At 68.9% G+C, this 21,525-nt stretch carries 18 protein-coding genes; 10 read left to right on the forward strand and 8 right to left on the reverse strand.

From position 1 onward, the window contains the following. Window positions 1-106: 106 nt before the first annotated feature. From ACZ4XD_RS31750 to eccE, 3 genes are all read right to left on the reverse strand, one after another. The gene (locus ACZ4XD_RS31750) at window positions 107-2,953 is read right to left on the reverse strand and encodes an SCO5717 family growth-regulating ATPase (RefSeq protein ID WP_468047795.1); all 2,847 of its coding nucleotides are present in this window, start codon (window positions 2,951-2,953) and stop codon (window positions 107-109) included. 332 nt (window positions 2,954-3,285) lie between these two features. Then, complete coding sequence (locus ACZ4XD_RS31755) at window positions 3,286-4,128, reverse strand: hypothetical protein (RefSeq protein WP_468047797.1); 843 nt, start codon at window positions 4,126-4,128, stop codon at window positions 3,286-3,288. Further along, window positions 4,128-5,354: a type VII secretion protein EccE gene (eccE, locus tag ACZ4XD_RS31760; RefSeq protein WP_468047799.1), complete on the reverse strand. Its 1,227-nt coding sequence runs from the start codon at window positions 5,352-5,354 to the stop codon at window positions 4,128-4,130. The genes ACZ4XD_RS31755 and eccE overlap by 1 nt, the downstream gene beginning before the upstream one ends. Before the next feature lie 345 nt (window positions 5,355-5,699). On the opposite strand from eccE, the gene ACZ4XD_RS31765 reads away from it, so the two are divergent. The 7 genes from ACZ4XD_RS31765 to ACZ4XD_RS31795 all read left to right on the forward strand — a co-directional run bounded on the left by ACZ4XD_RS31765 (window position 5,700) and on the right by ACZ4XD_RS31795 (window position 13,144). Then, window positions 5,700-7,295: a type VII secretion protein EccB gene (locus ACZ4XD_RS31765; protein WP_468047801.1), complete on the forward strand. Its 1,596-nt coding sequence runs from the start codon at window positions 5,700-5,702 to the stop codon at window positions 7,293-7,295. 363 nt (window positions 7,296-7,658) lie between these two features. Further along, complete coding sequence (locus ACZ4XD_RS31770; protein ID WP_387249207.1) at window positions 7,659-7,982, forward strand: WXG100 family type VII secretion target; 324 nt, start codon at window positions 7,659-7,661, stop codon at window positions 7,980-7,982. A gap of 124 nt (window positions 7,983-8,106) precedes the next feature. Continuing rightward, window positions 8,107-8,400, forward strand: coding sequence for a WXG100 family type VII secretion target (locus ACZ4XD_RS31775; protein WP_018093366.1), 294 nt, complete (start codon window positions 8,107-8,109; stop codon window positions 8,398-8,400). Between the two features lie 189 nt (window positions 8,401-8,589). Next, on the forward strand, window positions 8,590-9,870 hold the full coding sequence (gene mycP / locus ACZ4XD_RS31780; protein ID WP_468047804.1) for a type VII secretion-associated serine protease mycosin: 1,281 nt from the start codon (window positions 8,590-8,592) through the stop codon (window positions 9,868-9,870). Next, window positions 9,863-10,168, forward strand: coding sequence for a hypothetical protein (locus ACZ4XD_RS31785; protein WP_468047806.1), 306 nt, complete (start codon window positions 9,863-9,865; stop codon window positions 10,166-10,168). Before mycP ends, ACZ4XD_RS31785 begins: the two co-directional genes overlap by 8 nt. Window positions 10,169-10,266: 98 nt before the next feature. Next, complete coding sequence (locus tag ACZ4XD_RS31790) at window positions 10,267-11,721, forward strand: WXG100 family type VII secretion target (RefSeq protein WP_468047808.1); 1,455 nt, start codon at window positions 10,267-10,269, stop codon at window positions 11,719-11,721. A gap of 88 nt (window positions 11,722-11,809) precedes the next feature. After that, entirely contained in the window at window positions 11,810-13,144 is a 1,335-nt protein-coding gene (locus tag ACZ4XD_RS31795) for a S8 family peptidase (RefSeq protein ID WP_468047810.1), read from the forward strand. Window positions 13,145-13,370: 226 nt separating this feature from the next. Here ACZ4XD_RS31795 and ACZ4XD_RS31800 read toward each other — a convergent pair whose 3' ends face one another. Together ACZ4XD_RS31800 and ACZ4XD_RS31805 are read right to left on the reverse strand one after the other, a co-directional pair. Continuing rightward, window positions 13,371-14,399 (reverse strand): WXG100-like domain-containing protein, encoded by a 1,029-nt coding sequence (locus ACZ4XD_RS31800; protein WP_468047812.1) that lies wholly within the window; start codon window positions 14,397-14,399, stop codon window positions 13,371-13,373. A gap of 198 nt (window positions 14,400-14,597) precedes the next feature. Further along, the gene (locus ACZ4XD_RS31805; RefSeq protein ID WP_468047813.1) at window positions 14,598-14,930 is read right to left on the reverse strand and encodes a WXG100 family type VII secretion target; all 333 of its coding nucleotides are present in this window, start codon (window positions 14,928-14,930) and stop codon (window positions 14,598-14,600) included. Between the two features lie 473 nt (window positions 14,931-15,403). Here ACZ4XD_RS31805 and ACZ4XD_RS31810 point away from each other — a divergent pair, with 473 nt between their 5' ends. Continuing rightward, the gene (locus ACZ4XD_RS31810; protein ID WP_468047815.1) at window positions 15,404-15,703 is read left to right on the forward strand and encodes a hypothetical protein; all 300 of its coding nucleotides are present in this window, start codon (window positions 15,404-15,406) and stop codon (window positions 15,701-15,703) included. 50 nt (window positions 15,704-15,753) lie between these two features. Here the strand turns inward: ACZ4XD_RS31810 and ACZ4XD_RS31815 are convergent, their stop codons facing one another. The 3 genes from ACZ4XD_RS31815 to ACZ4XD_RS31825 all read right to left on the reverse strand — a co-directional run bounded on the left by ACZ4XD_RS31815 (window position 15,754) and on the right by ACZ4XD_RS31825 (window position 20,090). Beyond that, entirely contained in the window at window positions 15,754-17,085 is a 1,332-nt protein-coding gene (locus ACZ4XD_RS31815; RefSeq protein WP_468047817.1) for an SUKH-4 family immunity protein, read from the reverse strand. Then, window positions 17,082-19,259, reverse strand: a complete 2,178-nt coding sequence (locus ACZ4XD_RS31820) for an ATP-binding protein (protein WP_468047819.1) — start codon at window positions 19,257-19,259, stop codon at window positions 17,082-17,084. Before ACZ4XD_RS31820 ends, ACZ4XD_RS31815 begins: the two co-directional genes overlap by 4 nt. A 423-nt stretch (window positions 19,260-19,682) precedes the next feature. Beyond that, window positions 19,683-20,090 carry a hypothetical protein gene (locus ACZ4XD_RS31825; RefSeq protein WP_468047821.1) on the reverse strand — a complete coding sequence of 136 codons (408 nt, stop codon included), beginning with the start codon at window positions 20,088-20,090 and terminating at the stop codon, window positions 19,683-19,685. 239 nt (window positions 20,091-20,329) lie between these two features. Here ACZ4XD_RS31825 and ACZ4XD_RS31830 point away from each other — a divergent pair, with 239 nt between their 5' ends. After that, window positions 20,330-20,638, forward strand: coding sequence for a hypothetical protein (locus tag ACZ4XD_RS31830; RefSeq protein ID WP_468047823.1), 309 nt, complete (start codon window positions 20,330-20,332; stop codon window positions 20,636-20,638). Then, entirely contained in the window at window positions 20,635-21,381 is a 747-nt protein-coding gene (locus tag ACZ4XD_RS31835) for a WXG100 family type VII secretion target (protein WP_468047825.1), read from the forward strand. The genes ACZ4XD_RS31830 and ACZ4XD_RS31835 overlap by 4 nt, the downstream gene beginning before the upstream one ends. Window positions 21,382-21,525 lie beyond the last annotated feature (144 nt).

The raw sequence follows: 21,525 nt of genomic DNA on the forward strand, positions 1-21,525 counted from the left end.
GGTGGGGTCGGTGTGTTCTTGGTGGGGGGGGGGGGGGGGGGGGGGGGGGCTCCCCCCCCCCCCCCCCCCCCCCCCCCCCCCCGCCCCGTATTGCGCTACGCCCGCCTCACTGCGGAGGCGGCTGCTGCTGCCACCCGGGCGCCAGACCGGGGCCCTCCTGCTGCGGGGCGTCCGGAGCGGGCTGTTGCTGCTGCCAGTGGGCCGGCGGCTGGCCCTGCTGCGGCTGCTGGGTCCAGCCGCCCTGCTGCGGCGGGTAGCCGGCCGGCGGCTGGCCCTGTTGCGGCTGCTGCGGCTGGCCCTGCTGGGCGTACTGCTGCTGCGCGTACGGGTCGCCGCCCATCTGCTGCTGGGCGTACGGATCCCCGCCCATCTGCTGCTGGGGGTACATGCCCTGCGCCTGCTGCGCCCGTGCGAAGTCCTCGGCCACCAAGGCGGAGAGGTTGAAGTACGCCTCGCGGGTCTTGGGCCGCATCATGTCGAGGTCGACCTCGGCACCGGCGGCGAGATGCTCGTCGAACGGCACGACCACGACACCGCGGCAACGGGTCTCGAAGTGCGACACGATGTCATCGATCTTGATCATCTTGCCGGTCTCACGGACACCGGAGATGACCGTGATGCCGCGCTGCACCAAGTCGGCGTAGCCGTGCGCGGACAGCCAGTCCAGGGTGGTGCTCGCGCTGCTGGCACCGTCCACGGACGGGGTGGAGATGATGATCAACTGGTCGGCGAGATCGAGGACTCCGCGCATCGCGCTGTAGAGCAGACCGGTTCCCGAGTCGGTGAGGATGACCGGGTACTGCTTGCCGAGGACATCGATCGCCCGCCGGTAGTCGTCGTCGTTGAAGGTCGTCGAGACGGCCGGGTCGACGTCGTTGGCGAGGATCTCCAGGCCCGAGGGGGCCTGTGAGGTGAACCGGCGGATGTCCATGTAGCTGTGCAGATGCGGGATCGCCTGCACCAGGTCACGGATGGTCGCACCGGTCTCCCGGCGCACCCGTCGGCCGAGCGTGCCGGCGTCCGGGTTGGCGTCGATCGCCAGGATCTTGTCCTGCCGCTCGGACGCGAGCGTGGAGCCCAGCGCGGTGGTCGTGGTGGTCTTGCCGACGCCGCCCTTGAGGCTGATCACCGCGATCCGGTAGCACGACATCACCGGCGTACGGATCAGCTCCAGCTTGCGCTGCCGCTCCGCCTCTTCCTTCTTCGCGCCCAGCTTGAACTTGGACGGCTGGGCGTTGGCGCCCGGCTTGCGCTTCTTGGGCTGGTTGCGCAGCAGCCGGTCGGAGGTCAGCTCGACGGCGGCGCTGTAGCCGAGCGGTGCGCCGGGGGCGGCCCGCTGCTGCGGCTGCTGCTGGCCCGGCTGCGAGTACGAGGCGTAGTTGGCCGCGGCGTTCGGGTCGCCGGCCTGCTGACCGGGCAGCGGCTGGTACTGCGCCTGCTGGGGCTGGGCCTGGGCCTGTTGGGCCTGGGCCTGCTGCGCTTGCTGGGCCTGCTGGGCCTGTTGTGCTTGCTGCGCCTGGGCTTGCTGGGCCTGTTGTGCTTGCTGCGCCTGGGCTTGTTGTGCCTGCGCCGCCTGGGCCTGTGCCTGGGCGGCCTGAGCCTGTGCTGCCTGCTGGGCGGCGTGCTGCTGGGCGTAACCGGCCTGCGCCTGGCCCTGCTGCGGGTAGCCCTGCGCACCGGTCTGCGGATAGCCGTAAGCCGACTGCTGCGCGGCCGCGTGGGGCTGCTGCTGCGCGTGGGGCTGCTGCTGGGCCTGCTGGGGGTAGCCGTACGCGGGCTGCGGATAGCCGTACGCGGGCTGTTGTTGCTGCGCGGGCGCGCCCTGCTGCTGTTGCGGGTAGCCGGCCTGCTGGGCGTGCTGCCCCTGGGGGTAGCCGGCCTGCGGATGCTGGGTCTGCGGCTGTCCCGCCTGCTGGGCGTGCGGCTGTGCCTGCGGTTGCGGCTGAGCCTGCTGCGGCTGCTGCTGAGCGGCCTGCGCCTGCGCCTGTGCCTGGGCTTGTGCCTGCCGCGGGTCCGCGGGCTGGTACTCGGCCGGCAGCGGCGGCAGCGCGCCCTGTCCGGGCACACCCTGCTGCTGACCGTCCGCCGCGGCACCCCAGGGAGCGCCCTGCTGCGGCCCTCCTTGCTGCGGAACGCCCTGCTGGGGGGCCTGCTGCGGAGCCGCCTGCGGGGGCATCGCCTGCTGCGGAACGCCCTGCTGCGGAACGCCCTGCTGAGGGGTCGTCTGCTCCGGCACACCCTGCTGCTGCGGAAGTCCCTGCTGGGGAACACCCTGTACGGGCATGCCCTGCTGGGGCACGCCCTGTTGCTGCGGCTGCTGCTGGGCCGGTGCGGGCTGCGCCTCCGGCATGGCCGCCTCGGGCGCGGGCTGTGCGGGCACCGCGGCCTCAGGGGCCGGGGCGCTCTCCTCGACGGGGGCGGGCGCGGCAGAGGTCTCCGGCTGCGGCGCCGCGTCGGTGGACGTGACCTCGGGCTCGGACGCGTTCGTCGCCTCCGGCTCGTCGTCCTCGTCGTCGTCCCAGAGCGAGGCCGACGGATCGACGCCCGTGCCCGCGCGCTGATTGCCGGTGCCGGCACCTTCGTTCGCGGCCGGCGCGGGCTCCGAGGGAGTGTCCGCCGGGTCCGGGGGAGTGGCGGCGGCCGGGGCGTCATTGCCCGTTTCCTGGGGGCGCAGCGTCGGGAATCCCGGCGGCGCGGCCTCTGCGGGCCCGGGGAGCGGCTGCCCCAGGGGCTGTCCGACGGGGGGCTGGGCCCCGGCGGCCGGAGTGGCGGACGAAGACACAGGAGGAGCCGCGGACGAGGCACCGGCACTCGCGCCGCCACCACTGGTGTCGTTGCTCGAGTACCAGGCCGGTGCGGCGAAATCGATCTTGAACTCACCGGTCAGGTCGAACTCGGACTGGTCGTCGTCAGGATCGTTTCCGTCCGGACGGAAAGCCTCCTGCTCGTTCACTGTGCCTCCTGGTGTACTGCAACGCACCTGAACGGCAGGACCGGATACAGGCGGATCGATCGGATGTAGCGGAAGTCGGAACACACCACCCGGGGTTGCGCCAACACTAGCTGTCTCCATCCCCGTATCGACTGCCGTCGTGCTGTGCTCCTGCGGCTGTCCCACACAGCCTAATCAAGAGTCGGCGCATAACGGCAGTCGATGTCATGTCGTCTTCATACCGTTCGCACGCTTACGGGCGCACCCGTGGATGCGCCCGTAGGTCGTGCCTCGCGGCCGGTCGCCGACGCGCTGCGCACAGCGCTCCGCGGGCGACCGGCCCGGAATGACGGTCAGTCCATCCGGCGCGGCCCGCCGAGCAGGTTGGTCTCCGCCTCCGTCGGCTGCGTCATGACGAACTGGTGGCCCTCGCGCGAGCACCACAGCATGGCGTTGTCGCTGAGCGTCGGCAGCACCGCGCCGACCTGCTCCGGCAGCCGCATGATTCGCGTCACAACTTCCGCCTCTTCGGGCGAAAGCCGCTGGAGACCGACCAGATCGGCGCGGCTGAGCATCTGTGGCGACCGGGGGCCGAGGAACGGCAGCACGGTCAGTACCGACTGCCAGGGGCTCGGGGCGAGCTGATTGCGCGGCGGGCGTGCGCCCATGTCCCGTACGACCAGCACCGGGCTGGAAACCGACGGGCCCTGGGGCGCGATCTGGCGCACGTCATGGACCGACACACACTGCTGTCCGCCGCCCGCGGCCTGTGCCATCTGGCCCCAGGCCGGCGGCCGAGCGGTCTCGACGGCGACCCGGGCACCGACGGCGACCGTACGCAGCGCCAGCACCTGCGCCATCCACATGCTGCCGACCAGCGCGATCTCCATCGGCGCGGGCCGCAGCAGGCTCAGCACGGCGGGCTGGTTCTGCGGGTCGATGCCGATGATCACGCCGTCGTCGCCGACCGGCAGGGTCAGTGCGGCGAGCGATTCGGCCGTCAGCACATGGGGGCTGCGCCGCGGACCGCGCAGGCCGTAACCGGGCCTCGGCTTCGGACCGGTCGGCCCCGACTGGTCCTCGTCCGGGCGCGGCTGGTGCGAGAGCCGCCCGCCGCCGTCCCCGCCGCCGAGCGGGGGATTGCGCCAGCCGTTGCCGCTGGTGTTGACACGGGGCTGATAGGTGGGAGAGGCCATCAGCGGGTACCTCCGAGGGGAAGCGTGGCCAGCAGGCCGGGCAGCTGTTCCCGGTCGAGCCGTACGAGGCCGACCTTCACGGAACCGGAACGGCGCTCCAACTCGCCCTGTGCGGCGGTGAGTTCGTTCTCGCTGCGGGTGGAAAGACGGACGTAACCCGAGATGGCCGGGGCGCGGCCGCTGCCGTGTGTGGCGGTCAGCGCGAAGGTGCTGGCCATCGCCCTGGTGCTGGTGAGCAGCTGGGTGACGGCCGCCAGCGGCGCACCGCCCTGGCCCAGTTGGGGCCACCGGCCGATCCAGTACGTGGAGTGCCAGCGGTCGTCGCAGCGCATCGCCCGGGTCGTCTCCTGGGTGCGGCGGGCGGCTCGTCCCTCGCGCCCCATCGCGCCGTTGGCGGCCCGCGGGCTGACGCACACCGCGGTGCCGATCGCGGCCACCACCTCGCGCTCGGCGAGCACCTTGGCGCGTACCCCGTGCGCGGTCAGCCGGCTGACGAGCTGGTCGGCGGCGCGCAGCAGCGAACGCTTGGCGCCCTCCATCCCGCCGCCGCGGGCCTCGATCGCCTCCGAGCACAGCTCGGGGTCGAGCTTGAGCGCGATCCACGTCAACTGGAGCGCGGGCGTCTGGGCCTGGGCCTGGAGCGGTGCGTACGAGCGGGCCGCGACGGCCTGTTCGGGCAGATGCGGGGCCGGCGCGGGCTGGGTGTACTGGACGAACTGCACCGACTCCAGGTGGATGTCCTCGATGTCGAGCGCGGTGTGCAGCACCTCCAGCGGCAGCATGTGGCTGCCGCGCTCCGGGCGCAGCGGCTCGTCACGGGCGTCCACCTGGACGAGGGCGGTCAGGAACGTGCCGTCACCGACGAACCCGATGGCGCGCTGATCCGACTCGGTCGTGAACTCGTAGGTGCGCAGCGCGGGTTCGCACTCCACCACGGGAGCGATCGCCGGGTCGACGCCCTGGGTGGCCGCGAGTGCGGAGGCGCTCTCCTTGCCGCGGCGCTTCATGGCGCGCACGGTGGTGATCCATTCCGGCAGCGGAATCCTCCGCCGCCGGCCGAGCGCGAAAATGACCAGAACTGCCGCGATCACAATGGCCGCGGTCAGTGCGGCCGGGTGGATCGACCAGCCCACCAGTACCAGGGCCGCGGCGAGTTCGATGATGGCCAGCTGTTGTACCCGGACCCCGCCGATGGTTCCGGCCTGTTGGCGCAGCCGCGGTGCCACCGGACCTGCCGGGCGGGCCGCGGAACCCCGGCCGCCATTTTCTCTGTTGCCCGGAGCTGTGCCGTTTTGGCCAGCATTTCCCGCGTATTGCGGTGCAGCGGAAGGCTGTTGCTGCTGTTGCCGCCCGTTGCGGCGTCGAGCCCTGGTGGCGCTGGACATCCCCCGGCCTGCTCCTCTACTGGTGGTGTGGGCCTCTAGGCGTATCGGCCGCCGCTGAGACTGGTGCGTTGGAAGGTGGCACCCGTACCGTACGGGTCGATCGACACACGGCATAGTAGAGGGCGCTACGGCGTGAGTGCCGGGGGCGGTCGATGTGGATCCGACAGGCGGGGAGAGAAAGCAACAATGGCATCACGTCGGGACGAGCTGAATGCGTATTCGTTCGCTCGAAAGCGCACGAATGCGGCATTTCTGAAGCCGCTGCCGAACGGTTCGATCGAGAGTGCTCCCAGGCCCCTGAAGGCGGTGGTGCCGAGCATCATGATGGGGGTCGTGATGCTCGTGGGATTCGGTGCCTGCGGCATTCTCAAGCCTGTTGCCCCGCAAGGCTGGGACGAGGTCGGAAAGAATGTCATCGTCGGGGACAAATCCACCACGCGTTATATCGTCCTGAAGCAGGGCAAGCAGAAACTGCTGCACCCGATCCTTAACCTCGCCTCCGCCCGGCTCCTTATCGACCCGAAGTTCACGGTGGTCAAGGTCAAGGAATCCGAACTGGACGGAAAGATCCCGCACGGACCGGCCATCGGTATTCCCTACGCCCCCGACCGGCTGCCCACCACGGAGGACGCCGATACGCCCAAGACCTGGGCGGTGTGCAACCGTCCCGGAAGCGGCCTCAACAGCAAGCCCCAGCAGTCCGTGTTCATCCTGGGCGGCAAGGACAAGCAGGCCGTCGAGGGCAAGGGCAAACTCGGCCCGAGCCAGGCGCTGTTCGTCGAGGACCCCCAGCACAAGAAGTGGCTGGTCGACAGCGAGGGCAAGGCCTTCGAGTTCAACGGGGGAAGTGAAGCGGTCAACGACACCCTGCGCCGCATCATCTTCCGCTCCGCCAAGCCGCAGCCGGTGTCGCAGGACTTCATGGACACCCTCCTCGTGCTCCCGCCCAAGCTCGGCATCAGCATGCCCGTGGTCGCCGGGGCGGGGAGCCAGACCACCGACCCGAAGGTCCCGGCGCGAGCCAGGACCGTCGGTTCGATCCTCCAGGACAGCAGCGGCCAGAAGTACGTCGTCGAGCAGGACGGCGTCGAGCAGGTGACGGACTTCGTGGCGAACCTCCTGGAGGAGGGCGCGAACGCCCGCAAGCTGCACAGTGACGGTTCGCGGGTCAAGCCCGAACAGATCGCCGTGAACAGCATCGACCCGAAGCGGGACGACTCGGATAACCCCACGTACTTTATGGGGAAGTTCGGCACGTTCCCTTCCCCGTGGCCCACCGAGAGCCTCTCGGTGGCCAACGAATTCGAGCACGGCTCCCAGACCGGCGGACTGACCCGTCCCACCCGGAACGGCGTCTCCTGCAGCGTCTACAACGGCAAGAACATCAAGCTGCCGGGCGGTGAGGAGAGGCAGCTCGGATTCAAGAACGGCGTGCCCGACATGCAGACCTGGGTCGGCAACGACTACCCGGTCAAGATTGCCACCGGAGCCAACTCGTACGTCACCCCCGGCAGCGGCCTGCTCTACACGGAGGTGCGCACCTCCGCGTCGACGAGCGGCAGCCAGTTCCTGATCACCGACACCGGACTGCGCTATCCGCTGCCGAGGAACAACGACAGCGAAAGCAAGGCCGGCAAGGCCGATGACGAACAGGACAAGGCGAAGGTCCACCTCGGTTACGAGGGCACACATCCGCCGCTGATCATGAAGGCATGGTCCGAACTCCTCTCCACCGGCCCGTCGCTGGACATTCAGAGCGCCAAGAAGCCGCAGTCGTCCTGATATGAGTGAAGGCCGCGCCGAGCCCTGGAAAGGGACAATCGGCGCGGCCTTCGGCGTACTCCGGATTCCGCCGCCGCAGTTTTCCCGCCGGGAACGCGACGGCCTTCTCGGCATGATCTTCGCCGTCCGGGACTGTTGACGAATGACCGATAGCGGCACATCTGTCCGTTTCCCGTGAACGACGTTTCGCTGACGGCCAGTTGACATTGTTGTGATCCCGTCACAACAGTCCTCCCCCCTGTTGGGGACAGCCATATCGAGTGGTTAAAGTAGCCAAAGGCGTCAGCAGGAGATGCCTGCCGCGCGAGCGCCTGTGGCTGCCCGGTGCGGTACGACGTACGAGTCTCATGGGGGACGTTGACTATGGCTGGTCAGCAGTACACAACCACCGAGGAGGAGATGGTCGCGTTCAGCGGCAAGATCTCCTCGGTCAACCAGTCGATCCAGGGCGAGATCTCGCGCCTGAACACGGTCGTCGACACCATCACGTCTGGGTGGAAGGGTGCTGCGGCCTCCTCGTACAACCAGCTCCAGTCGCAGGTGAACGAGGACGCCAACCGTCTCAACCAGCTTCTGGCTGAGATCAAGGAAGCGATCGACGAGACCACCAAGAACTACTCCGCCTCCGAAGAGGAGCAGGCGCAGTCGATTACGCACATCTCCGCCTCGGCTTCCCCGTTCGGATGATGGGGCCGCGCCGCTGACCGTGGCGCAACGGCCCAGCCGCCGCAGCCCGGGCCCGCCGGTCATATCCGCCGGCCCGCTGTGGTGTGCGAATCGACCAGGCATCATCAACTCCTGAGGAGACACCATGTCAGGCCAGATCCTCGTTAATTTCGCGACGATCTCGCAGGCCAGTTCCGACGTGCGCGGTACGGCCAACAACATCCGCCAGCAGCTGGACGACCTCGAGGCGGGCGTCAAGAAGATCGCCGCCAGCTGGGAAGGTGCGGCGCAGGAGGGCTACCAGGCCCGCCAGCGCGAGTGGGACCAGCGTGCCGCCTCCCTGCACTCGACGCTCGAGGCCATCGCCAAGGCGCTGGACCAGGCCGCCCAGAACTACCAGGCCACTGAGCACAAGAACTCCGGCATCTGGGGAGGCTGACCTCCGGTCAGTTGAGCCGGAAACGGCCAGACCTGAGCAGCCCGGCTGCTCGCACAGTGGTCCATGAGGGCGAGCGCGCTGCATCAGTGCGCTCGCCCTTCTGCCGTCCACCACTCCTCCACCCCTCCGCCTCCGTCTTCTCACCCTTCGTTCCTGCCCAATTCGCCACACATGGAGAGCAGAAAACCCGTGGGATCTCGCGCCATTGGTCACCGAGCCGGGCACCGTCGCCGAGCGGCGGGTGCGCTGGTCACGGCGGCGTGCATCGTCGGCCTGTCGAGTGCCACCGCCGCACCGGCGGTCGCGGACCCGAACGTTCCGCTCAACAGTGGTGAGTGCAAGTTCGGCACCAACGACATCAAAGAGACCCCCTGGTCGCTCCAGCGCCTCCTGACCAATCAGATGTGGGCCGACACCAGGGGCAAGGGCGTCCGGGTCGCCGTCATCGACACCGGCATCGATGCGGGCAACTCGCAGATCAAGCCCAATATCGAAGGCCCCGGCAAGAAATTCGTCTCCGGTGCCGGCAAGCCGACCGTCGATCAGGTCGGACACGGCACCAAGGTCGCCGGCATCATCGCCGCCCAACGGAAGCTGGGTTCGGGTTTCTACGGAATCGCCCCCGAAGCAAAGGTCATTCCGCTACAGCAGACCAGCGCAGAGAAGGCCGGCACCGCCGACAGCCTCGCCGCCGCCATCGATTACGCGGTCCGGCTGAAGGTCAACATCATCAACATTTCTCAGGGCACGGACGCCGCCGAGGAAAAGCTGGGCCCCCTCAAGGCAGCGATCCAGCGAGCCGCCCAGCAAAACGTCCTCATCGTCGCGTCGGCCGGAAACGACGGCGCGAGCGGCAAGGTGAAGAACATGTACCCCGCCGCTTTCCAGCAGTTCGAGAATGTGCTGTCCGTTGCCGCCTCGGACCGCAACAACGAGCGCGCCCCCTTCTCCCAGCCGGGAGCCTGGGTCGACATCGCCGCGCCGGGCGTGAACATGGTCTCCACCGTCCCCGACGGCGGTAACTGCGTCGACCAGGGCACCAGCTTCGCCGCACCCTACGCCGCGGGCGCCGCGGCCCTCCTGATCGCGAAGCACCTGAACGAGGTCCCGAAGTGGACCCCGAAGCAGGTCATCTGGCACCTGGAGAAGACCGCGGAGCGCGTGCGCCCGAAGGCGGACCAGAACATCGGCTGGGGCGTCGTCGACCCGGTCGCTGCCCTCAACGACGACACCAGGCCCACCGCCTCACCCCAGCCGGACAAGCCCTCCAACGCGGCTGACGGCTCCAACATCCAGCCGGCCGCCGTCACCATCGGAGAATCCACCGAGGAACGGCGCGCCCGCATCTCCATCTACATCGTCGGCGGCGGACTCCTGGCCGTCGCCGCGGTCGTCGGCTCCTCGATCGCCATCCGCGACTGGCGCCGCAAGACCGGACTGACATCTCACGGGGAGGCCAGTAATGGCTAAGGAATATCGCGTCAATCTGGACGCCTTGGACCAGGTGGTCAAGGAGCTCAACGGCGTCCTGAAGGACATGAACGGGACGAAGGGTAAGGCCGGTAGCGGGACTTACCTGCCGTCAAGTGCTTTGGGTAAGAAGTACACAGAGCACGAAATGCTGCACACGGCTCACAGTGACATGAAGAAGTTCATCGAGGAAGAGATCGTAGGAAAGATCGAGAAGTTGGTCGATGAATTCGGTAAGAAGTCGAAGAAGACCAAGGAAGCCTACGACGACGCCGAACACGAGAACAAGATCCACTGACGGTGGTTGGCTGATCGCCGACTGAAGAAAAAGGGGGCCCACAGGTGGGTGAAGGCAGGAGCGGCGTGCCTCAAGAGAGGTACGAGAGCTTTCGGCATGTGACGGACTTCAACCAGAGCAACTTCAATGGTCTGAAGGACATGCTCGATGGTGCTGATCCCGAAGTACTTTACTCTGTCGCTCAGCACTGGCAGGACGTTGCTGACGACCTGGAGACACACAAGAAGAGTTTCTCCAAGGCCGTGGAAAAGGTGATGGAGCACTGGCAGGGCGAGTCCGCTGAACGCTTCCAGAAGAAGGCTCAGCAGATCGTCGCGAACTTCGAGGCCGGGGCGCCTTGGTGCACTCACACGGCGAAGGTCATGGACGCGTCGGCCAAAGCCCTTCAGACGGCCATCACAAAGGTCAGAATGAAGGAAGAGACCTGGGAGCTCGGCGATCTCAATGACTGGGGATGGGATATCTCCGACGACGACCTCGACGAAATGCTCAAGAAGGGCGAAGACGCCGCGGGTCTCCTGGAGGCAAACAAGGGCAGGCTGGATGATGAGCAGACGCTTCGGCTCGAGTCGACTGTCGCCATGCAGCAGTTGGGCTCGTCATTCGTAAGGGCCTCGAAGGCGCTCAAGCCGCCGGAGCCGGGGAAGGGCGGGATTGACGACAAGATCCCCGACCACGAAAAGGACCCGTCAAACGATCCAGGCGCCATTAACACCCCCTTGATTCCGTCGGGTGGTGGAGCAAAGGGGGGCGGGGGCGGACTCAAGCTCCCGAGCCGGGGTGCGAACTCCGGCAGCACGCCCAAGATGCCCAGCTCCCCGAGCCTCAAGCATCCGGGTGTCAGCGGTGGTCTGGGTGAACTGAAGCCTAAGGGGCCCTCTGTGGGGACTGGCCTTGACGGACTTCGCGATGGACCCGGTGGCGGCCTCAAAGCACCTAGCGGCCCCGGTGGTGGCGGTCTCCATACGCCCTCCGGTGGCGGTCCCGGCGGTGGACCTGGCTTGTCTGGAATGCCGGGCGGTATGCCTGGGCCTGGCGGTCTCAAGAGCGGTGGCCCCGGCGGTCTCAAGGGCGGCGCCCCTGGCGGTCTCAAGGGCGCTGGCCCTGGCGGCCTGAAGAGTGGTGGTCCCGGCGGTCTCAAGGGCGGCGCACCCGGTTCCGCCCCAGGTGGTGCCCACGCGGGGGGCCGTGCCGGCATGCCCGGCATGGCCGGCGCACATGGTGGTGGCGCAGGGAAGGGCGCAGGCAGCGGGGGAGTCAGCGCCGGCGGTGCCCAAGCGCGGCAGAAGGGCGGGATCATTGGGTCGCCCGGTGGTAAAGCCAGTGGCGGAGGACAGGGGGGAGCCGGCCTGCACCGCAGTCGGGGGGGAACTGCATCCGGGGACAACTCGGGTAGCGGACGTCGCCCGGCAGGCATGATGGGTGGCGCGCATGGTGCGCCCGGCGCCAGGGGCGAGGGCGGAAGCGGCGACGCGAGCCGTCCTGACTACCTCGTGGAAGACGAGGAAACCTGGACGGCCAAGCGTAACGTGGCTCCCCCGGTCATCGAGTAGTAACGGCCGGTCAAGCAATCGGCGGACGTGCTGGGGCCCGCAGCCCCTCGGGCTGCGGGTCCTGTCTCTGTAAGGAAGGTGTTACGGCATGAGCTTCACGCGGACGCTGCGTGCGGTGGGCGGCGCGGTGGTGGCGGGAGCACTGCTCTTCGGCACCGCGCCGGTTGCTTCGGCAGATCAGATCAGAAAAGACCAGTGGCCGTTGACTGTCTTCGGTGTCGACGATATCTGGAAGGCGTCAACCGGCAAGGGTGTCACGGTCGCGGTCATCGATGATCCGGTGGATGGCAGCCATCGCGACCTCAAGGGAAACGTGCTTCCAGGGAAGAGTTTCTTCACTGGAGGAACGGCAGATCATCCATACGGGGAGCGCGAGCACGGCACAGCCATGGCTTCGCTCATCGCTGGGCACGGGCATGGACCTGGGGGACGCGACGGTGTCAAGGGGCTGGCGCCTGATGCCAAGATCCTCCCTGTCGGGATTGACCTTGGAGATCCTGAGGAGGACTCGGATTCCAGCGGGGAGCGGCTGTCCTACGCCGAACCGCTGAGGTATGCCGTAGACCACGGTGCGCGTGTGGTGAACATGTCGTTCATGACTGATGATGTGGTGCCCTCAGATGCTGAACAGGCAGCCGTTGACTACGCTCGGAAGCACGATGTGCTGGTGGTTGCGGGATCAGGAAATTCTGGGGTCAGCTCGCCACGTAATCCGGCAGTGGCGCGTGGGGTTCTTGCCGTGGGAGCTGCGGACATTGACCTGAAGGTCTGGAAGTTCTCCAACTACGGTTCGCATATCAAGCTGCTGGCGCCGGGGCTGCATATCCGGTCGGCGGGAGTTGAGGCTCCATACCGCTTGGCGAATGGCACGTCAGACTCCACTGCGTACGTGTCCGCCGCCGCTGCCCTCGTCCGCGCCAAGTTCCCTGACCTCACCGCGGGCCAGGTCGCTAACCGTCTGGTGAAGACCGCTGTTCTGCCGGACAGTATGAAGGGCAAGAAGCTCCCCGACCCCCACTACGGCTACGGCATCGTCAACCCCTGGCAGGCGCTCATCAAGAAGATGCCCGCGGGATCGGAGAACGGGCCGTTGCCTGCCCTCAAGGATGGTTCGTCCAAGGCATCCGGTAGCAGCAAGGACGCTCAGCAGGCCACCGAGAGCGGTGAGGGCATGAGTACGGGCGTCATCATCGGCATTGTCGGTGGTGTGGTCGGCCTTCTCGTCGTCGTGCTGATTGTTGTGCTGGTGGTCAAGAAGAAGAACGGGCGTAATGGTCCGCCTCCGGGTGGCTCTGGTGGCTTCGGCGGACCGGGTGGCCCCGGTGGATTTGTGCCGCAGCCGCCGAACTCGGGCTACCAGCAGCAGCCGAGCGCGCCCGGTGCGTATCCGTCGGCGCCGCCCACGCAGCCGCCGGGGCAGTAATTCCGAACTTGTTTCATCAAAGGTGCGGCCCGCAGCTTTCCAGCTGCGGGCCGTTGCCTGTTCAGGGGAGGTGTTACGGCATGAGCTGCACGTCGATGCTGCGCGCCTGCGTGCGTGGCGTGCAGCGACAGGAGCGCTGCTCTTCACCGCCGCGCCGAGCGTTCCGGCGGACTGCATCCGGGGCGGACCGTGGGCGCTTCAGGCGGCCCATCCATAGGATGCCGGATCAGCCGAAGACCGAGCGGACCTCGTCTGTTACGTCCGGGTTGTTGGTGGCGGCGCCGCCCGTGCGGCGGTCGACGTGCCGTTGGGCGTGGTTGAGGCCGCGGTTGGTGAGGTCTTCCTTGGCGTGGTCGATGTAGGTGCCGGGGTCGGCGAGGCTGGCGACGCCGTCCTTGTAGTCCTGGGCGCCTTCCTTGATGCCGTCAACGTATTCGCCGGCCTTGTCCTTGGCGATGTCGCCGGTTTCGCCCCAGTCGATTCCGTCGCGGGCGCCGAAGTGACTTTCGATGCCCTGCTGTGTGACGTTCTGGGCCATCTCCGTGGCGGCTTCTTGGGCCTTGGCCTTGCCCTCTTCGATGATTTTGTCCCGGGCGATTTCCTTCGCCTGATCGACGACCTTGTCCTTGACGGTCTCCTTGACCGTCTTCTTCACATAGTCCGCCGCGATCTTGCGGGCTTCCTTGGAGACCGCCTTCTTGGCCATCTTCTTGATGGCGTCCATGGTGGCGTGCTCCATCGCCTTGGTGGCCGCCTCCATGACCTCGCGTTTGATCTTGTCGAGGATCTGGCGGACGAGCACGCGGGTCGCTTGGGTGGCCCCTGCGGCGCCGAGTTCGGAAAGGCCGAGGGTGAAGGGTGCGGCGGCCTGGGCCGCGATGATCTCGGCGGCCAGGATGACGAGTTGGACGATGACCGCGATTTTGCCGGCGAGAACGGCGAGGGCGGCCGCGTCGAAGGCGAGGGCGATGACCTCGGCTGCCGCGGCGGCGTCGCGGAGGTAATTGTCCCCGCTGTCCCCGCCGCCGGAGAAGGATCCCCATTCGTGGGAAAAGCCCTCGATCGCATCGCCGGAGTTGGCGGAGACGACTTGATTGGCTGCCGAAGAGCCCTGGGAGGACGCTTGATTGACCGACTCGGCGAAGTTGCGCCAGACCTGCGCGCATTCGTGGAGCTTGTCCTCGTCGGCGTCCGGCCAGTTGTAGCCGAGGAGGTCCAGGACCCAAGCTACCTCGCCTGGCAGCGTCAATGACACAGTGATCGTCCCCCGTGCAGTTATGACCGATTGCGGAGTGGAATGGAAGGGTGGTGGAGAAGGAGAGGAAGGGAGAGGAAGAGGAGGGGAGGGTTAGGCGGGGGCGAATGTCCCGTGCCCGGGCCCATGCGGGACAGGGTGGCGTCAGATGGCCGAGTGGCCTACCGCCCGTCAGACGGCCGGCCGACCCACCGCCCGTCAGATCGCCGGGCGGCCCACCGCGCTGATGGTGTGAATGCCCTGCTCGTCGGATTCGGTGTACGAGTCGCTCATGCTCTGGAGCTTGTCGCCGATGCCTTCGAGGCGCTCGCCCAGGGAGTCCATCGACTCGAACATGCCGTCCCTGATGGGCGTGTAGATCGTTTCGAAGATATCGCCGAAGTCGCAGTTCTCCCAGGGGCTGCCAAGGCCATCAAGATCGTCTTGAAGCTTCTTCGACGCCTTGGAGAAATTGCTGCCGATGTGCACAAACGCGTTGCCCTGCGTGCGCAGCACATCCGGATCGACGTCAAACGCCTTGCCTGCCACCATTGCCCCCGTTTTGCGGTGTCCCGCGCGATACTTGTCGCGTTCTTAACGATCCCACATTAGGTGATCTGAATGCAGGCATGTCAAGGCGAGAGGTGTGGAGGGAACGTGGGAATCGAGGGAGGGCAACTGCGCTGTGATTCTGGGGAATTGCCCCACCTGGGGCATTGGTGAACTTGGTGAACCTTGTGGGTGGCGCGGATGTGGGCGCCGCGATCACATACTGAAAGGGAAGGTTAAATATTGGTACGCCGCTGGTCAATCATTTGCTGAGCACTGAGCACTGAGCACTGAGCACTGAGCACTGAGCACTGAGCACCTAGCGGTGGCGGTTCCGGTACGGGATCCGTTTCAGGAGAGCCCATCTGGTCGACCCGCCCACGCACAGGGCGAGTTGACCCCGGGGCAGGGGCCCGGGGCCGGGCCCCGGGGATCGGCCCCGCCCGGCGATCACCCGTCCCGTAGCATTCCCGCTCATGGACGTACCCGGCAATGAAGAGCCCCTCCCCGACAGCCGTGTGGGGCTGACGCCCCGTCAAGCTCGGCGAATACGCATCGTCCTGGCCTCGGTGCTGATGGCCGCGATGGCGGGGGTGCTCGTGGTGCGCCTGGCGTCGCGTACGTCGGTGCTGGTGGTCGGGGTGTACGGGGCCGCGCTGGTGCTCTGCGGTGTGGTGATCGAGCTCAGCCGTCACGGGCGCACCCGGCTCGGCACCTGGTTGCTGGGCATCGGCCTGGTGGCCGCGCTCGCCTCGGACTGGCTGTTGTTGCCCTGACGGCCGGGGTGGGGGAGACGGGGGCCGAAGCCCCCGGAGCCCCCGGTCCCTCAGAACAAGCCGTGCCACATCTGCTCGATGACCAGCGACCACCAGTTGCTGTCGTCGTCCAGCGCCCAGGAGTCGATCGCCGCGATCTGTTCCTGGAAGGCGGCCACCGCCGCTCCCGCCGCGTACGGGTCCATGCCCTGCATCTGCGCGCGCGTGGTGACCAGCAGGGCGAGCGAGCGGAGGTAGGCGGACAGGGTGCGGTTGACGAACCTGCCGCCGCCCGACGACGGCTGGACCGCCCAGACGGTGCCGACCAGGTTCTGGTTCTCCTCCGCGGCCGTGCACTGGACGGCGAGCGTGTAGAGGCCGTCGGTGCCGATCCGGACGTAGCCGGCGAGGGTGGCCAGGGTCTGTTCCTTGGCCTCGGTGCCGGTGGCGCGCAGGTAGGTCGCCACGTCCGGGAACAGCCCGCCGGCGGGCGGGGCCGCCGGCCGGTCCGCGGTGAAGAAGAACGGCACCTGAGCCGGCAGACCGGCCCAGACCAGAGTGTTCTTGGTCGCCTCGGGCAGCTGCGTCGTGGCGAGATCATCGGCGTCCGGACGGGTGACGCCCTGGGGTCCGAAGACCTCCACGAGGTGCTTGCCGAGGGCCACGTCCCGCATCTGCGGTGCGGCCTCGACCCGCTGCGGCACCGGCACCCGGTGCGGTCGCGGCGGGGCCTGCCGGCCCGCCAGCTGATGCATCATCTCGACGTGCCGCAGCAGTCCGGCGACGCCCTCGGCGCGCTCCTCGGGCCGCATGCCGTAGCCCTCGGTGCAGGAGAACGTGGCGTTCGGGAAGGTGCGGAGGATGAAGTCGCCGGGGTAGCCGCCGGGCAGCAGGGCCGAGCGCAGATCGGTGTGCACCGCGCGGACGTTCCCGGGCTGCACCCCCAGCCGCTGGAGCTCGTCGTAGAGCTGGAACTCGGCGGGCGGCTGTCCGGGCGCCGAAACGCGGGCGAGGCTGGTCTCCTCGCCGGTCGACGGGTCGGCGTAGGTCGCGACGGCGGTGTTGCCGGGGCCGGTGACCGGCGGCTCGGCGGGGGCCGCCGAAGCAGCGGCGGACCCGGCCCCGTGCTTCTGCTGATACATCCGCACGACCTCGTCGACCGGTACCGACGGCCACACCGTCAGCTCGCCGGACGCCCGGTCGACGACCCCGCAGGCGGCGCCGACCTCGGCGGGCGGGCGCCGCTGCCCCGTCTGCGGGTCGACCTCCGGGGGCGGCGGTACGGCCCACACCACCCAGCCGAGGTCGAACTCCTGCATGGCCACCTCACGCGGGGGACCCTGATGTCCCTCGGGGTTGAGCCAGCGGGCGGCGGTGGCGTGTGCCTGCGCCTGGTTGATCACGAGTGGTCTCCTTCGAGGCCGTCGGAAGCAGCGGTGTCGGCGGCGCCGGTGCGCTGGGCCGGCACGGTGGGGGCGGCCGCGGGAGCCGCGGCGAGGATCTGCCGGGCGGTCACCCCGCGTTCGGTGGCGACGACCAGCACCCCGTCGGGTGAGAGGTCGACGCCGGTGAGCGGGGTGTCCGAGAGCAGCGCGGCCACCACCTCCTGGCCGGCGCGGGTCCAGACCCGCAGATAGTCGGCGCCCCGGCTGAACCCGAAGGGGGCCGCTGCCTTCGTCTCCTCGGAGGGCAGCTGCACCTGTGCCGGGTCGGCGTCGAGATATCCGGGCCGCAGCAGATCGTGCAGGAGCAGCGCCCCGCCGTCCTCGGAGGCGTCGCCGTCCGGGCGGGGCACCGTACGGGAGCCGGGGGTGCCCTCGGGGACGACGAAGGCGGCCACGGGGCGGAGCGCGGGTGCCGAGCCGGGCGCCGGTGCCGGTCCTTCCCCGCCGGATTCCGCTCCGGATCCGGATCCGGCACCGTCCGCGTCCGGGGCCGTCTCCGCCGCCGTGCCCGCGCCGTCCTCCTGGGGCAGGGAACCGGTCGTCACGGCGCGGACGCCGGGCAGCGGCACGCTCCACAGCGTGCGCCACGGCAGGTCGAAGCCGAGGGTGTGCAGCGCCTCCGCGTACGGCACCAGCCCGTCCTCGACGAACGCGCTCTCCAGGAACGCCGCCCGCATGGTGGCCGGCGCCTGCGAGCGGGTCAGCAACGGAGCGGTCCGCAGGTACGTACGGGCCGGGGCGCCCAGCTGCTCCAGCGGTACGGCCTCGATGGCGGCCCGCAGGGTCACCGGGTCGGCATGCGCGAACAGGCCCGGGTCGGTGAGGAGTTGGGGGAGCAGCCCGGCTTCGAGGGTGTGGGCGGCGAGATGATCGCGGATGTACGGATCGGCCTTGGCCCAGTTCTGCTGGGGCACCGCATCCAGCAGCGCCATGGCGATCTTGGTCTGGGCGTCCCGGACGTCCGGGAGTCCGGAGCGGATCTCCTCGGCGATCCCCGGGTGCTGAAGACGCAGCAGCGTACGGCCGTCGCCGGCACCGTCCCCGGCCGTCTCGTCGTCCGTGTCCTCCGTGTCGTCCGCGTCGTCCGTGTCCGGCTCGATCGGCTGGATGAACGGCGCGGCCAGCAGCATGCCGTCGGCGAGATCCTGGCTCATGTCCCGTCCGGCCACGGCAGTCGCCAGCGCACCCCACAGCGGGACGGGCAGCCCCTCGCCCTCGGCGAACGCGAGCGGCGCCAGCAGCAGCCGCAGCGTCTGCGGATCGACGTCCAGCCGGCGGGCATGCAGGTCGAGGACCTCGCCGACGGTGGCGGGCAGCAGGGACTCGTCCGCCGGGTCAAAACCCTCCGGCTGCATGAGCAGCGACTGCACGGCGAGCTGGACGGTCAGCCGGCTGCCGTCCGCGCGCCGGGCGAGGGCCTCGGCGAGCGGACGGCGTACGGCGGGGTCGGTGGTGAAGGGCAGTTCCGGGGCCCCGGCGCCGGGGTCGAGCGCGGTCTCGGCATGCAGCACCAGCCCCTTGGGGTCGGCCCACTCCGGCGCGTCGAGATCGATGATCTGGGCCTGGCCGGACGGCAGCGCCTCCGCCAGTTCCGCGGCCAGTTCGCGCGGCACATCGGCGAGCAGCTGCACCGTCTCGGTGGCGGCGAGCGGCTTGAGCACGTCCCGTACGAGGCGGGCCGGCTCGTGCGCGGCACGGACCGGGCCGGCCCGGTCGACATCCGGCACCACAATCGTCACCGGCTCTTCACGAGCGGCGAGTTCGGGAAAGATGTCTTCGCCGCGGTCCGCCTGCAGTCCGAAATGATCGGCGATGACCCACAACAACTGTGCCGCGGTGCGCCCCGAGGGGCTCGGCACGGCGGGCGCCGGGAGGTCCGGGGGCACGGTCGCCGGGTCCAGATCGTCCAGCGGCAGCTGCTTGCGGTAGCCGGGATCGCACATCATCAGGAAGCCGGTGATCAGGCGCGAGCGCCCGCTGCCCGGGTTTCCGGTGAGCACGATGACGCGCGGGGCACCGGGCCACCGCATCCGCCAGGCCGCGAGCGCGCGGAGCACCGTGGTGCGGCCGCCGACGTACGGATGAGGCGCATATCCGGCCGCTGCGGCGATTCCTTCGTCTGAGGCGCTCATGGCTTCCTCGTCCCCCATCAATCCCGTCTCCACTTTTGTGGATTCCTGCGTGTACCGGCTCGATCCTATGATCCGGACCGCATGCCCCGGACGGTGCGGGGGCGGCTGTGCCGGAACTGGAACACGCAGGCCGGGCCCCTTACCGGGTGATCGCGGAAGGTGACTCGCGAGGCCCGCGCCAAGTGCGTTGTCCCTGCGGCGCGTTGTGGAGAAAACGGGAATGCGGCGTGCGGAAAGGAAGCAGATCCGCCCATGAATCCGGCGGCCGATCTGCTTTCTTCCACATCGCCTCTATGGACTCTTTGAATGGATTTCGGCGGGGAAAGGAACCGCCCCCGCCGCACTGCCGGACCGGCCGTCGCGCTGCCCGTCGGCCGCCGCGCCGCCGGTCCGGCCGCGCGCACCATCCGCCGGAAGAGCGGGTCAGCCCCGGTGCCCGCCGCCCCGGCCGCCGCGCCGCGGAGTGGTGACGATGTTGCCCGAGGGGCCGTCGCGCTCGGCGCGCTCCTCGTCCTCCTTGGCTTCCTGCTCCTTCTGCCAGGCGGCGAACTTCTCGCGCGACTCCTCGCGCTCCGCCATGGTCTGGTTCTCCGCGGCCCGCCGGATCTCGTTCATCCGGTCGCCCAGCGCGTCCATGTACCCCGGCGTCTGGATCGCGTCCTTCATGCCGATACGGCCGGAGAGCACCTCCTGGGCCATCTCCTGGAGCTTGCCGCCGACGTTGGGGTTGTCCGACAGGACCTTCAGCGCCTTACGCAGCCGGTGCGCCTGCTCCGGATCCTGGGCGACGTCCATCAGGTCCTCGTCCTGGATCTGCCGCTCGTTGCTCATCCCTGCCCCCTTGAACGTGATGGCACAGCAACCGCATGTGCTGCACCGGCGTCCTGAAGTCTAATGACGGGTGTGAACAGGTCGTCAAGGCGGGGGTTGTCGGTATTGCCGCATATTGCTCCGTATGCATTCCGCGGTTCGCTGTCCGCCCGCTCCGGAGAGTGCTTCCGGCCTATTGCGGGTGTGCTAGACCTGAGGCGATGTTGGCAGGTAGCTGTCATTCAATTCGGGGAGAAATGATGTCCGACGAAGTCCGGCTCAGTACCGAGGAGTTGCACAAGCTCGGTGCGACCTTCGAGATACGCGCGGAAGAACTGAGCCGGCAGCTGGCCGCATTCAGACGGCGGGCCGACGCCGAGGCCCTGCGGGAGGGCTTCGGCAGCGACGAGGAGGCCCGGCCCTTCCGTGAGCTGTACGAGCAGGCCGAGCAGGCGCTCGTCCAGCTTCAGCAGCGGCTCGCCGAGGTCGGCGGGGGCATCAAGGAGACCGTCGCGAATGCGCAGGCGGCCGAGGACGAGCTGGTCGAGATGATGCGGAGCGTCAAGTGAGCGAGCGACGCAACCCCCAGGCCCTGCACGAAGCGGCGGCCGGCTGGCGGGAGATGGGCCAACACCTCGACGGCCTGGTCCGCGATCTGGACCGGCATGTCGGCACCGCCGCCGCGGCCAACTGGCACGGCCCGGCCGGTGAGGCGTTCGCGGGGGAGTGGCACCGCCTCAAGCGGTCCGTCGACGACTCCCTGCCGGCCTTCGAACTGGCCGCCGCCGACCTGGAGAACGCGGCCGCCGCGCCCCCCGAGGACAAGGGCGGCGAGGAACACCACGAGGCGTCACCGGCCAGGAACTCCGCCCACTCCTCGTCCTCGTCGGGCACCGAGGTCGCCTATGGCTTCATGGCGCTCGGCCAGCTCGCCAACGGCCTCGGCGGCGCGTTCGGCAAGCGCGGTGGCGGGGGCGGCCAGTCGCGGGGGCCGGTCGTCGGCCACACCTGGGAGACCTCCACCGCGGCGCAGGGGCCCGACCCGTTCGGACCGGCGAAGGCCGGCGAGGCCAGGACGCGGGGCGGCGAGGGCATCGCCAAGGGCGTACGGACCCAGCCGGCGGTCGCGGAACCGGCCCCCGGCGAGGAACGGCCCCCGAAGACCGGGCAGGAGAAGAAGGGGACGGCCGACGCGCCCGCCACCGCCGCCGGAGCCGAGGCCCCGGGCAAGGGCAGCAGCACCCCGGCCACCGGCGGCGAGGCCCCCGGCCGGCCCGCGCCCGACGTCACCCAGCACGGCGCGTTCGGCTGACAGCTGCCGCCGGCCGGTACCACTGCGAACGCACCGCGCACCGACGGAAAAACGGCGGTGGGGGGGGGGGGGGGGGGGGGGGGGGGGAACCACCCCCCTTTTTTTTTCGGCTCGGCCGCCTTCTCTTCTTCTCCCCCCCCCTCT

This window comes from Streptomyces sp. NPDC029466 (assembly GCF_055574515.1).